Annotated in this window: 9 protein-coding genes; 8 read left to right on the top strand and 1 reads right to left on the bottom strand. The window is 71.0% G+C overall.

Annotated features, from left to right (window positions below; all coding sequences use genetic code 11):
- A partial coding sequence (locus KY572_RS46220; RefSeq protein WP_263452553.1) for an Ig-like domain-containing protein occupies positions 1–3,683 on the top strand: 3,683 nt, incomplete at its 5' end.
- A 159-nt stretch (positions 3,684–3,842) separates the two neighbouring features.
- Positions 3,843–4,226 carry a hypothetical protein gene (locus KY572_RS46225; RefSeq protein ID WP_224250210.1) on the top strand — a complete coding sequence of 128 codons (384 nt, stop codon included), beginning with the start codon at positions 3,843–3,845 and terminating at the stop codon, positions 4,224–4,226.
- 15 nt (positions 4,227–4,241) lie between these two features.
- On the opposite strand, the gene ggt is transcribed toward KY572_RS46225, so the two are convergent.
- Positions 4,242–6,113: a gamma-glutamyltransferase gene (gene ggt, locus KY572_RS46230; RefSeq protein ID WP_224250211.1), complete on the bottom strand. Its 1,872-nt coding sequence runs from the start codon at positions 6,111–6,113 to the stop codon at positions 4,242–4,244.
- A gap of 85 nt (positions 6,114–6,198) precedes the next feature.
- On the opposite strand from ggt, the gene KY572_RS46235 reads away from it, so the two are divergent.
- From KY572_RS46235 to KY572_RS46260, 6 genes are all read left to right on the top strand, one after another.
- A complete protein-coding gene (locus KY572_RS46235; protein ID WP_224250212.1) occupies positions 6,199–6,666 on the top strand; it encodes a putative toxin-antitoxin system toxin component, PIN family in 468 nt (155 codons plus the stop codon).
- Between the two features lie 130 nt (positions 6,667–6,796).
- A complete protein-coding gene (locus tag KY572_RS46240) occupies positions 6,797–9,379 on the top strand; it encodes a DUF5916 domain-containing protein (protein ID WP_224250213.1) in 2,583 nt (860 codons plus the stop codon).
- A gap of 27 nt (positions 9,380–9,406) precedes the next feature.
- The gene (locus KY572_RS46245) at positions 9,407–9,934 is read left to right on the top strand and encodes a YbaK/EbsC family protein (protein WP_224250214.1); all 528 of its coding nucleotides are present in this window, start codon (positions 9,407–9,409) and stop codon (positions 9,932–9,934) included.
- Positions 9,931–11,457, top strand: coding sequence for an argininosuccinate lyase (gene argH, locus KY572_RS46250; protein WP_224250215.1), 1,527 nt, complete (start codon positions 9,931–9,933; stop codon positions 11,455–11,457). The genes KY572_RS46245 and argH overlap by 4 nt, the downstream gene beginning before the upstream one ends.
- A gap of 11 nt (positions 11,458–11,468) precedes the next feature.
- Positions 11,469–12,578 (top strand): cysteine synthase family protein, encoded by a 1,110-nt coding sequence (locus KY572_RS46255; RefSeq protein WP_224250216.1) that lies wholly within the window; start codon positions 11,469–11,471, stop codon positions 12,576–12,578.
- Positions 12,578–13,840 carry an ATP-grasp domain-containing protein gene (locus KY572_RS46260; RefSeq protein WP_224250217.1) on the top strand — a complete coding sequence of 421 codons (1,263 nt, stop codon included), beginning with the start codon at positions 12,578–12,580 and terminating at the stop codon, positions 13,838–13,840. Before KY572_RS46255 ends, KY572_RS46260 begins: the two co-directional genes overlap by 1 nt.
- Position 13,841: the final 1 nt, after the last annotated feature.

Consider the following 13,841-nt stretch of genomic DNA (forward strand, 5'->3'; position numbering starts at 1 on the left):
CCGGCGCCAACTCGGTCACGGGCGGCACGGCGGACACCCAGAACAACGTGGAGAGCGTGTTCCTGCCCGCGGGCACCTCGGGCAGCTTCTCCATCACGGTGACGGCGGCCAACATCAACTCGGACGGTCTGCCGGGCAATGCCTCCACGCTGGACCAGGACTTCTCCCTGGTGGCGTACAACAGCTGCGACAACGCGGCTCCGACGCCCGAGGGCGCCGCGGCCGCGGTGAACGGCGACAACCGCATCGACATCAGCTGGACGGAGAACGGCGCCAAGGAGTACCGCATCTACCGCTCCACCACCGCGGGCGGCCCGTACACCCGCGTGGCCACCGCGACGGCCTCGCCGTACTCGGACGTGGGCGTGTCCGGCAACACCACCTACTACTACGTGGTGCGCGCCGTGGACTGCGCCGAGTCTCCCAACTCCAACGAGGTGTCCGCCACCGCCACCGGTCTGTGCACCCTGCCGCCCACCTTCGCGGGCGTCACCGGCGTGACCAACAGCGGCTCGGCCACCTGCGGCACCACCGTCAACTGGGCGGCGGGCAGCCCGATCTGCGGCGGCACGCTGAGCTACTCGGTCTACCGCGGCACCACGGCGGGCTTCACCCCGTCGATCGCCAACCGCATCGCCACGAACCTGAGCGGCACCAGCTTCGCGGATGACCTGAACCTGACCAGCGGCACCAAGTACTACTACGTGGTCCGCGCCACCGAGGTGAGCAACGCCTCCAACGAGGACACCAACACCGTCGAGAAGTCCGCCATCCCCACGGGCGCCGTGATTCCGAGCGACTACTTCGACGACCTGGACGGCAACCGTCCCGCGAACGCGAGCGCCTACTGGATCGTGAAGGCGGACCAGGGCAACGTGGCCACGGTCAACATCACGAACAACTGCCACTACCAGTCGGCCACGAAGTCCTACCGCTTCGGCGCGGCCAACGCGGACTGCGGCGGCACCTACCCGGCCAGCAACCAGATCGTCCTGTCCCTGGGCGGTGACGGCACCACGGCGGGTATCAACGGCTTCAACATCCCGTCCAGCCGCGCGGCGCAGATGTCGTTCAACCTCTGGTACAACCTCGAGAACCGCTACGACGGTGCCTGGCTGGTGTACAGCACCGTGAGCGCGACCGGTCCGTGGACCAACGTGGGCGACGCGACGTCCGCCACGGCGCCGTACATCTCGGCGGGTGGCTACGACAACACGCTCAACAGCAGCTCGACGACCCGCATCTGGACGAACACGAACCAGGGCGCCAACGGCTCGCTGAAGGCCGTGACCGTCAACCTGACGGCCCTGGCGGGTCAGAAGGCTTGGTTCGGCTTCCGGTTCTACAACGACACCATCGTCCACCGCGAGGGCATCTACATCGACGACGTGCGCGTCACCGCGGACTCGTTCGCCGCGTGCACCACCAACGTGCCTCCTCCGGGCCCGGCGGTGTCGTACCGGATCACCAACCTGCCCGCCACGGTGGGCGCCGGTGACTCGGTGACCTTCGACATCACCGCGCTGGACTCGGTGGGCCAGACGGCGACCGGCTACAGCGGCAGCGCCACGTTCACCAGCACCGACGCGCAGGCGGTCCTGCCCTCGGCCACTCCGTTCACCTCGGGTGTGGCGAGCGGCGTGCCCGTCTCGTTCCGGACGCTGGGCGCGCAGACGATCACCGCCGCAGACTCGGAGAACGCGGCCGTCAAGGGCAGCGGCGGCACCAGCGTCACCGCGGGTGCGCCGACGCAGCTGACCTTCACCACGCAGCCCTCCAACACCCAGGCGGGTGCCTCCATCTCGCCGTCGGTGCAGGTGGGCATGAAGGACCAGTTCGGCAACGTGGTCTCCACGGGCAGCAACGAGATCAGCATCGCCCTGGAGAACAACGCGGGCGGCGGCACGCTGAGCGGCACCACCACGGTGGCGGCCGTCAACGGCGTGGCCACCTTCGGCGGGCTGTCCATCGAGAAGGTGGGCGAGGGCTACACGCTGGCGGCCAGCGCCGACGGCCTCACCGGCGCCACCAGCAACGGGTTCAACATCACCCCGGCGGCTCCGGCGAAGATGGCCTTCCTGAGCCAGCCTTCCACCACGAAGGCGGGTGACGCCATCGCTCCGGCGGTGACGGTGATGATCCTGGACGCGTACGACAACGCCACGGACGCCGCGACCGAGGTCAGCGTCGCCCTGGGCAACAACCCGGGCGAGGCGCGCCTGTCCGGCGAGACCACGGCGACGGCCGTCAACGGCCTGGCCACCTTCAGCACCCTCAACCTCGACAAGGTGGGCGAGGGCTACACGCTGGAGGCCTCGGCGGACTCGCTCGACAACGCCACCAGCCAGGGCTTCAACATCACCCCGGCCGACCCGCACCGCGTGGTCATCACCCGTCAGCCGACGGATGCCCAGGCCGGCGCCGCCATCAGCCCGTCCGTCCTGGCCACCGTGCTGGATCGGTTCGGCAACGTGGCGACGCAGGCCACCGACCCTGTCTCGGCTTCGCTCGGCAACAACCCGAACGGCGCCAAGCTGCGCGGCACCACCAACGTCAACCCGGTGAGCGGCGTGGCCACCTTCAGCGACCTGTCGGTGAGCAAGGCCGGCCTCAACTACACCCTGGTGATCGGCTCCAGGAGGCTCTTCGCTGACACCAGCGTGGGCTTCGACATCACCCCGCACGCTCAGGGCAACGTGGACAAGCTGGCCTTCCGGCCGGCGGCGTCCGACCGCGTCGGCGCGGGCGAGGCGATGACCATCGAGGTGGAGCTGCAGAACGCGCAGGGCCAGGTGCTCACGAGCGCCTCCGACTCCGTGACGCTGAGCTTCGGAGAGAACCCGGCGGGGGGCCAGCTGCTCGGCACCACGACGGTCTCCGCGGTCAACGGCGTGGCGAAGTTCACGGGCATCTCCGTGCGCAAGGCCGGCGGTGGCTACGCGCTGACGGCCAGCGCCGCGGGCTTCACGGCCGCGACGAGCGCGGCGTTCGCCGTGACGCCGGGTGCGGCGGCCAGCTTCTCCGTGCAGATGCCGCCCAGCGTCACGGCCGGTGAGGAGATCTCCATCTCCGCCACCGCCATGGACGCCTACGGCAACGTGGCGGCCTCCTACGCGGGCCCGGCCAAGGTGACGAGCACGGACGCCTCCGCGTCCTTCGCCTCCACGGCCACCTTCGTCGAGGGCGTGCTGAGCAACTTCAAGGTGACCTTCAAGAGCACCGGCCCGAAGTCGGTCTCCTTCGAGGACTCCGCGAACGCCAGCGTGAAGAGCACGGCGAACACCAACGTCACCGCCTTCGGTCAGCCGACGGCGTCCGTGACGAACCCCGCGGGCGGCACGGTCGTCTCGGGCTCTGTCAGCATCACCGCCGAGGGCGCGGTTGCCCGCGGCGCGACGCTGAGCAAGCTCGCCATCTTCGTGGATGGCGCCGAGATCGCCAGCGGCTCCGAGGGCAGCGTGACCGGCACGTGGGACAGCTCCAACGCCGAGGCCGGCACGCACATCATCACCGCCGTCATCACCGACAGCGCGGGCAACTCCGTCACCTCCGCTCCGGTCGTCGTCTCGACCGAGGCCGGTGGCTGCGGCTGCGGCGCGACGTCCGGTGCCGACGCCAGCGTCTTCCTGGGCCTGCTCGTCCTGGCGCGCTACGCGCTGGGTCGGCGCCGCAAGGCGGCCTAGGGAGTGAGGCTCCGGGGCGCCTGAAGCGGGCGTCCCGGGGCTGAGCGGGCGGGGCCGTACGCTCCGCCCGTTCGCCTGGAACTCAAGCAGTCGACATGGATGCGCCGGCGCGGACCTTTCGCGCCGGCGCATTTATTTTAGGGGGCAAGGAGGCACGTCATGACGGTGCTGGCAGGCAAGCTGGGCGCTTGGGCGGCGGCACTCGCCCTGTCCTCGGGGCCCGTGAAGTCCGAGCGCGCCGAGGCGCTGAAGCAGCAGGCGGAGCGGCTGGCCACCGAGGCCCGCGCGCTGGCCAACCCGAGCGGGTGCGCGAAGGTGGAGGAGTGCGAGATGGCCGCGTTCGGCGCCAAGGCCTGCGGCGGACCGCGCGAGTTCATCGCGTACTGCCCCCACACGACGGACGTGAAGGCGCTGCGGGACAAGCTCGCGGAGCTCGAGAAGGCCGAGCGGGCCTGGCTGGAGGAGGCGCACGTCCCCTCCAACTGCGGCCTCACGCGGAGGCCGCGGATCCGTCTGATGGACGGGATGTGCCGCGCCCGGTGAGCCCCGCGCCGTGGGCTACCGCCGGGGCTCGACGACCATGGCGCTGCCTCCGCCACGGCGCCTGGGCTCGGCCACGGCGGTGACGGTGCCGTCCGGGTTGAAGCGGATGCCGGTGAGCGCGCCGATGGCGTTGAGCCCCGCGGCGGGCCCCGCGGCGGTGAAGACGTGCCCCTTCTCCTTCAGCGCCGCCGCCTCGGGTGTGGCGAGGAACTCGGGCTCGGCCTGGCTGGAGCCGTCCGGCACGTTGCGCTGGGAGACGCGCGGCGCCGCCACCGCCTCCAGCAGCGGCATGCCGAGATCCAGGTGGTTCACCAGCGTCTGCAGCACGGTGGTGATGATGGTGCTGCCGCCCGGGCTGCCCAGCGCGAGCACCGGAGCGCCGTCCTTGAACACCAGCGTCGGCGCCATGCTGCTGCGCGGCCGCTTGCCGGGCTCCGGGGTGTTGGCGTGCGGGGCCGAGGAGCTGGGCGGGAAGTCGAAGTCCGTCATCTCGTTGTTGAGCAGGAAGCCGTAGCCGGGGACGGTGATGCCGCCCCCCCCCTCGTACTCGATGGTGCACGTGTAGGTGACGACGTTGCCCGCCTTGTCCGAGGTGGTGATGTGCGTGGTCTCCCGGTCCAGCGTGTCCAGCGGAGAGGGGGGCAGCGCCGCCAGGCTCATCCCGGGCGAGGGCGTGCCGGCGGTCCGCTGAGGGCTCGGGTCCTCCTGGAAGGCGAAGGGGTTGCCCGCGGGCACTGCGCGAGGGGCGGCCTTCGCCGGATCAATGGCCTTGCGCCGCTCCGTGGCGTAGGCCTTGGAGAGCAGCCCGGCCACGGGCACGTCCGTGTACTCGGGGTCGGCCACGTAGGCGGTCCGGTCCGCGAAGGCCAGGCGCGAGGCCTCGAGGTAGAGGTGGAGGAAGTCCGCGCGGCTCGTGGCCTTCGGCTCGTAGCCCTCCAGGAGGTTCAGGGCCAGGCCCAGCGCCAGCCCGCCGCTGGAGGGCGCGTCCATGCCGTACACCGTGTAGCCGCGATAGGTGGACCGCACCGGCTCGCGGATGCGCGCCTCGTAGTCCGCGAGATCCGAGAGCTGCATCACCCCCGAGCGCACCTGGCGCGGGGCATCGGGCGCCACTGGCGGCTTCGTCACCGTGTCGACGATGGCGCGAGCGATCTCTCCTCGATAGAAGGCGCGGCTGCCGCCCTCGGCCACCAGCCGGTACGTCTTCGCCAGGTCCGGGTTGCGGAAGGTGGAGCCCACGGGGGACGGGCTGCCCTCGGCGGGGAGGAAGACGCGGGCCGTGCTGGTGAAGAGCTTGAAGCGCTCGACGTTGCGCGAGGTCTGCTCGAAGAAGGTCGGGTCCACCTCGAAGCCCTGCTCGGCGACACGGATGCCGGGCTGGAGCAGGTCGGCCAGCCCGCGCGTGCCATAGCGCTCCAGCGCCACCTCCCAGCCGCGCACCATGCCGGGCACGCCCGCGGACAGGCCACTGGTCAGCACGTCCGGCATGGGGACGGGAGCGCCGTTCTCGTAGAAGAGCCCGCGGTGCAGGGCACGAGGCGCCATCTCCCGGTGGTCCACGCTGACGACGCGCTTCTCGTCGGCCAGGTAGATGAGCATGAAGCCGCCGCCGCCGATGGCACAGGAGTACGGGTCCGTCACGCCGAGCACGCCCGCCGCGGCCACCGCCGCGTCGACAGCGTTGCCGCCGTCCTTGAGGACGTCGATGGCGGCGGCCGTGGCCCTCACATCCACCGTGGCCGCGGCTCCCCCGCGCCCGGTGGCCTGAGGCGTGGCCGGGGGGGCGGGAACGGGCGAGGCGGAGGACGCCGAGGAGGCTGCCTTGTCATGCGTGCAGGAGGAGGCGAACAACACGCCGGTAAAGACCGCGATGAAGAGTCGTCGCATGGAGTTCCTGGGGAGGGGACCGCGTCCCCTACCCTAACCGCTTGCCAGCCAGGAAGGGGCAGATGCGGCATGCTGGAGAACGGACATGTCCAGCCCCTCTCCTCCTCCCCTCTCCTTTCCACTCTCCGTGATCCTCGACACCAACGTGGTCCTGGACGTGCTGGTGTTCGCGGACCCCATCACGCGGCCCCTGGAGCAGGCGCTGACGTCGGGCGAGCTCGTGGCCTGGGCCGACGCGGAGACGCTCCAGGAGCTGGAGTGGGTGCTCCCCATGCCCTCCTTCAAGCTGGCGGAGCCGGCACGACGCGAGGTCCTCGCTCGCTACCGGAGCCTCGTGCGGATGGCACCCCAGGAGTCCGCGGCTCCACTCCCCGAGCTGCCCCGGTGCCGGGACCGCGACGATCAGAAGTTCCTGCGCCTGGCAGCCAGGGCTGGAGCGGCGTGGCTCGTGAGCAAGGACAAGCGAGTCCTCTCCCTGGCTGATCGCCACGGCCTGCCGTTCAAGATCCTCAGCCCGAAGCAGGCCGCGCAGCGCTTGCGACCTGGGAGATGAGCAACCCGGAACCGACCTCCTGGGGCGTGTGCCTGGGGCCCCGGGTCGAGAGCTTCAAGGTGTCCTCCCGAGGGCTTGGTGCAGCCGCGGATCCACGGTATGCACGTGTGTGCGACCTAGGAGGAATGATTTGAGGCGGGCCGCATCCCAGACGCCGCTGCAGGTGCTCACGCTGGCGCTGCTGTTGTGCGCCCTGAGCGCCAGCGCGGCGGTCGAGGGGCCCGGCCGAGAGCAGTTCATCCGCACCGCGGCTGCCCGAGGCCTCATCCAGGTGGATGGCCAGCTGGACGAGGAGGACTGGGCATCGGCGCCCGTGTTCGACGCCTTCGTGCAGCGCTTCCCCACCGCCGGAGCGGTCCCCAGCGAGCGCACCGAGCTGCGCATCCTCTACGACTCGAACTACGTCTACTTCGGCATCGTCGCCCATGACTCGCAGCCGGCGCTCATCGACCGGCGCCTGGGCCGCCGCGACAGCGTGCTCACCACCGACCAGGTGCAGCTCATCATCGACCCGACGCACGACCACCGCACCGGCTACTACTTCTGGCTGAGCGCCGGTGGCATCCAGGGTGACGGGCTCTACCTGGACGACAACAGCTCCACGGCGGACTGGGACGGGGTGTGGGACGGCGCCGTCGGCAAGGTGGAGAACGGCTGGGTGGCCGAGTTCGCCATCCCGCTCATCGTGCTGCGCTTCCCGGACGCGCCGGTGCAGACGTGGGGCTTCTCCGTGCGGCGGAAGATCGCCCGGCTCAACGAGGAGCTCGAGTCCGTCAACAACCCGCGCACCAGCAACGCGACGATCTCGCGGCTGGGCCACCTCACGGGCATCGAGGTGGAGCCGCGCCAGGCCGTGGAGCTGGTGCCGTACATCGCCACGCGCGGCATCCTCCGTCCCCAGTTCTCGGATCCGGCCAGGCCCCGGCCCCGGCTGATGGAGCCCCTGCTGGATGTGGGGCTGGACCTGAAGGCGGCGCTCACCACCGACCTGGCGCTCAACGCCACCTTCAACCCGGACTTCGGACAGGTGGAGGCCGACCAGCTCATCCTCAACCTGTCCCGCTTCGAGGCCCTCTTCCCGGAGAAGCGGCCCTTCTTCACGCAGGGCCTGGAGCTCTTCAAGTCCGTGGGCAGCGAGCTGGGGACGGTGCCGCAGTCGCTCTTCTACTCGCGGCGCATCGGCCTGACGACGCCCATCCTCGCGGCGGCGAAGCTGACGGGCACGGCGGCCAAGGGCGTGAACGTGGGCGTGCTGGACGCGCTCGTCACCGGCCCGTGGCAGGAGCAGGACGAGGAGCAGCCGGACCGGCAGTGGCGCCTGTACCCCAGCCGGCCGCTGCACCTGGGGCCCAACAGCTCGCTGCCGGACAGCCCCCAGCCGCCCACCAACTTCCTGGCCGCGGTGGCGCGCGGCGCGGTGGGAGAGAACTCGCGCCTGGGCATCGGCATCGCCTCGGCCACGCCCCTGGTGAGCGGGTGCACGCCGGAGGAGGCGGCGCTGGACGATGATGACCAGCCCGCGGAGTGCCTGGCGCGCGGAGGGCTCGGCGCCGCGGCGGACTTCGACCTCAGCACCGCCAACAGCGAGTACCGGGTGCTGGGCCAGGTGGACGCCAGCCGCGTGGTGGGCGGGCCTCCCGAGCGCACGCTGGCGGACGGCACGGTGCTGCGCCGCTGGGCCACCGGCTACGGCGGCTACATCCGGGCGGGCAAGTACGGCGGCGAGGGCCTGCGCTGGAACGTGGGCTATGACTTCTCCACGCCCACGCTGGAGCTGAACGCCACCGGCTTCCAGCGCACGCAGAACGAGAGCGCGCCGCGAGCCACGCTGAAGTACGAGCGCCCCAACGGCCTGGGCCCGTTCAAGAGCTTCTCCGCCGGCATCACGAGCACCGCGAGCTGGACCTCGGACGGGCGAGGCGTCTTCCGCGGCATCCGCTGGGCCGGCAACGTGGGCGCGCTGCTGCCCAGCTTCGACTACATCCTCGCGGAGGCCGGAGGGGACCTGGGCGGCTACGACATCCGCGAATTGGACGGCACGGGCATCCCGCTCCAGCTCGATCGCACCCTCTACGTGCTCCTCTATACGGAGACCAACGGGAACCGCCCCGTCGTGCTCAGTGGCCTGGTGGCCGCGGACTTCCGCGACCGGGGCCCGGCCTCGAGCACGGCGATCTGGGCCGTCAACATGGCCCTCTCGCTGCGGCCGCACCCCTCGCTGGAGACGCGGCTGGAGGTGAGCAAGGACACCTCCCGCTACTCGCCGCGCTTCGTGGAGAACCTGGGCGACAACCGCTTCCTGCTGGGGAACCTGGACTCCCACTACCTCTCCGTCACCCTGCGGCAGCAGTGGGTGCTCCACCCCCGCCTCACCCTCCAGGTGTATGGCCAGCTCTTCACCGCGTACGGGGTGTACGGCCAGCTCTACGAGGGCGTCTCCGACGCGGCCCGAAGCCCCATCCGCTTCTCCGGGCTGACGCGCACCGAGGGAGTGGCGGAGAACTTCTACGAGACGGCGCTCAACCTCAACGTGGTGCTGCGCTGGGAGTACCGCCTGGGCTCCACCCTGTTCCTCGTCTACACGCGCTCGCAGCAGGGCCTGCCCACACCCGACGGAGAAGTCCCACCCGCCACGCTGATGCCCAGGAGCCTGCTCTCCGGCCCCGGCATCGACGCCGTGATGCTCAAGTGGAGCTACTACTGGTCAGCCTGATCAGCGCTACGGTAGATTGGGTGGGTCATGAGTTCAGAAGAAGCCCTGGCTGAGGGCAGCGAGCGGCTGCGGCGCTACCTCGAGGGCCAGCAGGTGCAGGCGAGCCTGATCAAGCCGGGGAGCGAGATGCCCACGGTCCCGCTCGCGGCCGCCGCGCTCGGCGTGGCACCCGCGCAGATCGTCAAGACGATCGCGCTCGAGGGGAAGAAGGATCCCTCCCGCGTGTGCGTGGCCATCGCGACGGGAGACATCCGGATCGCCATCACCAAGGTGGCCGCCGCGCTGCAGCTCACCCAGCTCAAGCTGGCCGCGCCGGAGACGGTGCTGAGGGTGATCGGCTACGCGGTGGGAGGGGTGCCGCCCGTGGGGCACGTCACCCGGGTGCCCATCGTCGTGGATCAGCGCGTGCTCCAGTACGACATCGTCTTCGGCGGCGGCGGGGACGAGCACCACATGCTGCGCATCACGCCCCAGGAGATTGTCCGGCTCACGGGGGCGGTGGTGGCGGACGTCGCCAACGACTCGGAGCCCCCGCCGCAGGCAGGTGCGCGTTGAGCGCGCAGGGCATCGGCCGCATCTCCCGCCCTCCGCACCCGGTCCTCTTCAAGCTCCTCTATGAGCCGAGCTTCGCGGACGATCGGCAGCTCGTGCTGCCGCACCTGCTGCGCATCGACGCGGCGCACCTGGTGATGCTGGCCCGGCAGCGCATCCTCCCCACCGAGACGGCCGCGCGGCTGCTCGCCGTCAACGCCTCGCTGCGCACCCGGGTGGAGGCGGGCGAGGCCGTGTTCGAGCCGCCCCCGACGCACCGGGGCCTCTATCTGATGTACGAGCAGGAGTACATCCACCAGCTCGGCGGAGAGGTGGGCGGGGCCGCGCACGTGGCCCGCAGCCGCAACGACATCAACGCCACCGTCACGAGGATGCGCCTGCGCCGCGAGCTGCTGGAGCTGCTCGGGGACTGCGAGGCGCTGGCGGCGAGGCTGCGGACCGTGGCGCGGGAGCACACGCGCACGCTGATGAGCGCCTTCACCCACCTGCAGCCCGCGCAGCCCGGCACGCTCGGCCACTACCTGACGGCCGTGCTGTCGGAGCTCACGCGTGGCATGCAGTGGCTCGCCGGCAGCTACGCCACGGTGAACCGCTGCCCCATGGGAGCGGCGGCGGGCGGAGGCACGTCGTTCCCCATCGATCCCGGCGGGGTGGCGCGCCTGCTGGGCTTCTCCGAGCCCATCGCCAACTCCATCGACGCGGTGGCCTCGCGGGACTACGTCATCCAGGTGCTGAGCGCGCTGGCCATGCTGGGCAGCACGCTGACGCGCCTGGCCACGGATCTCCAGTCCTGGGCCAGCAACGCCTTCGGCTTCCTGGACTGGCCCGACGAGCTGGTGAGCACCAGCTCCATCATGCCGCAGAAGCGCAACGCCTTCGTCCTGGAGAACATCCGGGGCCAGGCGGTGTACCCGGCGGGCGCGCTGGTGAACGCCCTGATGGGGATGAAGAACACCGCCTATGCCAACAGCGTCGAGGTGAGCGGCGAGGCGGCCGCCCACGTCTGGCCCGCGGCCAAGGCCCTGCGCAAGGCGCTGCGCCTGATGGAGCTGCTGCTCCAGCACGTGGAGGCCCGGCCCGAGGGCATGCGCGACTTCCTCGTGGACGCCGACACGACGATGACGGCGGTGGCGGACCACCTGGTCTCCCGCCACGGCCTGGCCTTCCGGACGGCCCATGACGTGGTGGGGCGCTATGTCGCCCAGAGGCCGGCGGGGACGCCGCACTCCCCCGCCGAGCTGAAGGCGCGCCTGGAAGAGCTGCTGGCCCAGGCCACCTCCCGGCCAGTCCCGCTGGACGAGGCCGAGCTCGCCCAGTCCCTGGACCCGGAGGCCTGCATGCGCGCCGCGGCCTACGGCGGTGGCCCCGCTCCCGAGGCCGTCCTGGCGCAGCTCGAGACGCTCTCCACCCAGAGCGTGGCGGGCCAGCTCCAGGCCTGGCGCCAGGAGCTCGACGGCGCCGAGACGCTCCTCCTCCAACAGACGCGCGCGCTCATCCCGGAGCCTCAGGCTCCATCGGGCCGCTGAACTCCCCTGCCATGCTCAAGGTCTCCAACGTCCTGGAACTGATGAAGAACACCCCGCTGGTCGCGCTGCGCGGCCGCGCGGTCTCCAAGCCCCGGGCCAGGCTCTGGGCCAAGCTGGAGATGGCGATGCCGGGGCAGATGAAGGACCGCGTCGCGTTCAAGATGGTGACGGACGCCGAGGCCAGCGGCGTGCTGCGCCCCGGGGGCGTCATCGTGGAGAGCTCCTCGGGCACCATGGCCGAGGGGCTCGCGCGCGTCGGGTGCATCAAGGGCTACCGCGTCATCATCGTCACGGATCCGCGCATCGACGTGAGCACGGCGGCCAAGCTCCGAGCGCTGGGCGCGGAGATCCTGGTGGTGGAGAAGTACCACCCGACAGGCGGCTGGCAGCAGTCCCGCCTGGAGCGGCTGCGAGAGGTGCTGCGCAACACGCCCGGCGCCTACTGGCCCCGCCAGTACGAGAGCCCCAGCAACCCGGGCGCCTACGTCGATCAGATGGCCGGAGAGCTGATCGAGGCGCTGGGAGGCGAGAACATCGCCGCGCTGGTGGCCTCGGTGGGCAGCGGCGGCTCGCTGTGCGGCACCAGCACCGGGCTCAAGAAGCGCTTCCCGCACATCCGCTCCATCGCCGTGGACGCGGTGGGCTCGGTGCAGTTCAACCAGCCCAACAGCAACCGGCTGCAGAGCGGCCACGGCAACAGCATCATCGCCAGCAACATCGACTACCGCATCATCGACGAGGCGCACTGGCTCTCGGACGGAGAGGTCTTCAACGGCTGTCGGGAGCTGGCCCGGCGCGAGGGCATCTTCGCGGGCGGCTCCTCGGGCGCCGTCTACGTCGTGGCCTCGTGGGTGGCCGAGCAGTTCGGGCCGGACAAGCACGTGGTGTGCCTGCTGCCGGACCGGGGCGACCGCTACGGAGAGACGATCTACTCGGACGAGTACATGGAGAAGCACCACCTGATGGGCCAGGAGGCGGCGGCCGGGCCCCAGCGCATCCGCTACGGGGTGGACGTCGCCGAGCGCTGGAGCTACGCGCCGCTGCCCCACGACGGCTCCGTGCCCTATCACTCCCCCGACGTGTCCCTCAGCTCGGACATCACCCGGGAGCTCGGTCTGTGATGAGCGCCCGGCACTTCGTCTTCGTCGAGAGCAACACCACCGGCACCGGCCGGCTCGCCGTGGAGCGCCTGCTGGAGCAGCAGCAGCGCGTCACCTTCGTCACCCGGCAGCCCGGCAAGTACCCGTTCCTGGCCCGGCAGGCGGCCTCCCCCACCCTGCGTGTCGTGGAGGTGGAGACCAACGAGGCGGAGGCCGTCACGGCCAGCCTCACCGAGCTCCACGCCCGCGAGCCCATCGACGCGCTGCTGACGTTCTCCACCTTCTATGTGCCCCTGGTGGCGACGCTGGCGGCCCGGCTGGGCCTGCGCTACCTCAACCCGCGCACGGCGCTCATCTGCCACGAGAAGTACGAGGCGCGGAAGGTGCTGCGCGAGAAGGGGCTGCCGACGCCGGAGTTCTGGCTGCTCACCTCCGAGGAGGAGGCGCTCGAGGTGCGCGAGCGCGTCACCTACCCCTGCGTCATCAAGCCTCCCGCGGAGAGCGGCAGCACGGGCGTCCGGCAGGTGAAGGACCGGGCCGAGTTCCTCGAGCACTACCGCGCGCTGTCCTCCCGGAAGGTGAACGAGCGCGGGCAGCCCCTGCCCGGCCACGTCCTGGTGGAGAGCCTGCTCAAGGGCCCCGAGTTCAGCGTCGAGACGGTCACCCTGGCCCCGGGCGACACGCGCATCATCGGCGTCACGCGGAAGTACCTCTCGCCGCCGCCGCACTTCGTGGAGATGGGGCATGACTTCCCCGCGGGGATGCCCGCGGCGGACCGGCAGGCGCTCGAGAAGGCCGCGCTGGCGGCGCTGGAGGCCGTGGGCTTCGATCTGGGCCCGGCGCATACGGAGATCCGCCTGTGCCCGCAGGGCCCGGTGGTCATCGAGATCAACCCGCGGCTGGCCGGAGGAATGATCCCCGAGCTGGTGCGGCTGGCCACCGGAGTCGACCTCCTGGAGGTGCTGCTGGACCAGCTGCTCGGCAAGCCCGTGGATCCGAGCCCCCGGTCCCTGGGCACGGCCTCCATCCGCTTCCTCACGTCCAACCGGCGGGGCCGGCTCACCGCGGTCCACGGCGTGGAGGAGGCTCGCAAGCTGGAGACCGTGCGCGAGCTCAGCGTGGACAAGGGGCCGGGAACGCTCGTCCGTCCGCCCGAGAGCGCCACCGACCGGCTGGGCTACATCATCGCGAGCGGCATGGAGCGGCCGCGCGTGCAGAGTGAGGTCGATCAGGCCCTCTCGCTCGTGAAGCTCGACGTGGACACCTCGGGCGCGGCAACCTGAG

It is taken from the genome of Hyalangium gracile, from assembly GCF_020103725.1.
GTDB lineage: Bacteria > Myxococcota > Myxococcia > Myxococcales > Myxococcaceae > Hyalangium > Hyalangium gracile.

Bases quoted from the DNA above. Each gene is read 5' to 3' on its own strand.
- KY572_RS46225 (WP_224250210.1), top strand. From the start codon at position 3,843: ATGACGGTGCTGGCAGGCAAGCTGGGCGCTTGGGCGGCGGCACTCGCC.
- KY572_RS46235 (WP_224250212.1), top strand. From the start codon at position 6,199: ATGTCCAGCCCCTCTCCTCCTCCCCTCTCCTTTCCACTCTCCGTGATC.
- ggt (WP_224250211.1), bottom strand. From the start codon at position 6,113: ATGCGACGACTCTTCATCGCGGTCTTTACCGGCGTGTTGTTCGCCTCC.
- KY572_RS46255 (WP_224250216.1), top strand. From the start codon at position 11,469: ATGCTCAAGGTCTCCAACGTCCTGGAACTGATGAAGAACACCCCGCTG.
- KY572_RS46245 (WP_224250214.1), top strand. From the start codon at position 9,407: ATGAGTTCAGAAGAAGCCCTGGCTGAGGGCAGCGAGCGGCTGCGGCGC.
- KY572_RS46260 (WP_224250217.1), top strand. From the start codon at position 12,578: ATGAGCGCCCGGCACTTCGTCTTCGTCGAGAGCAACACCACCGGCACC.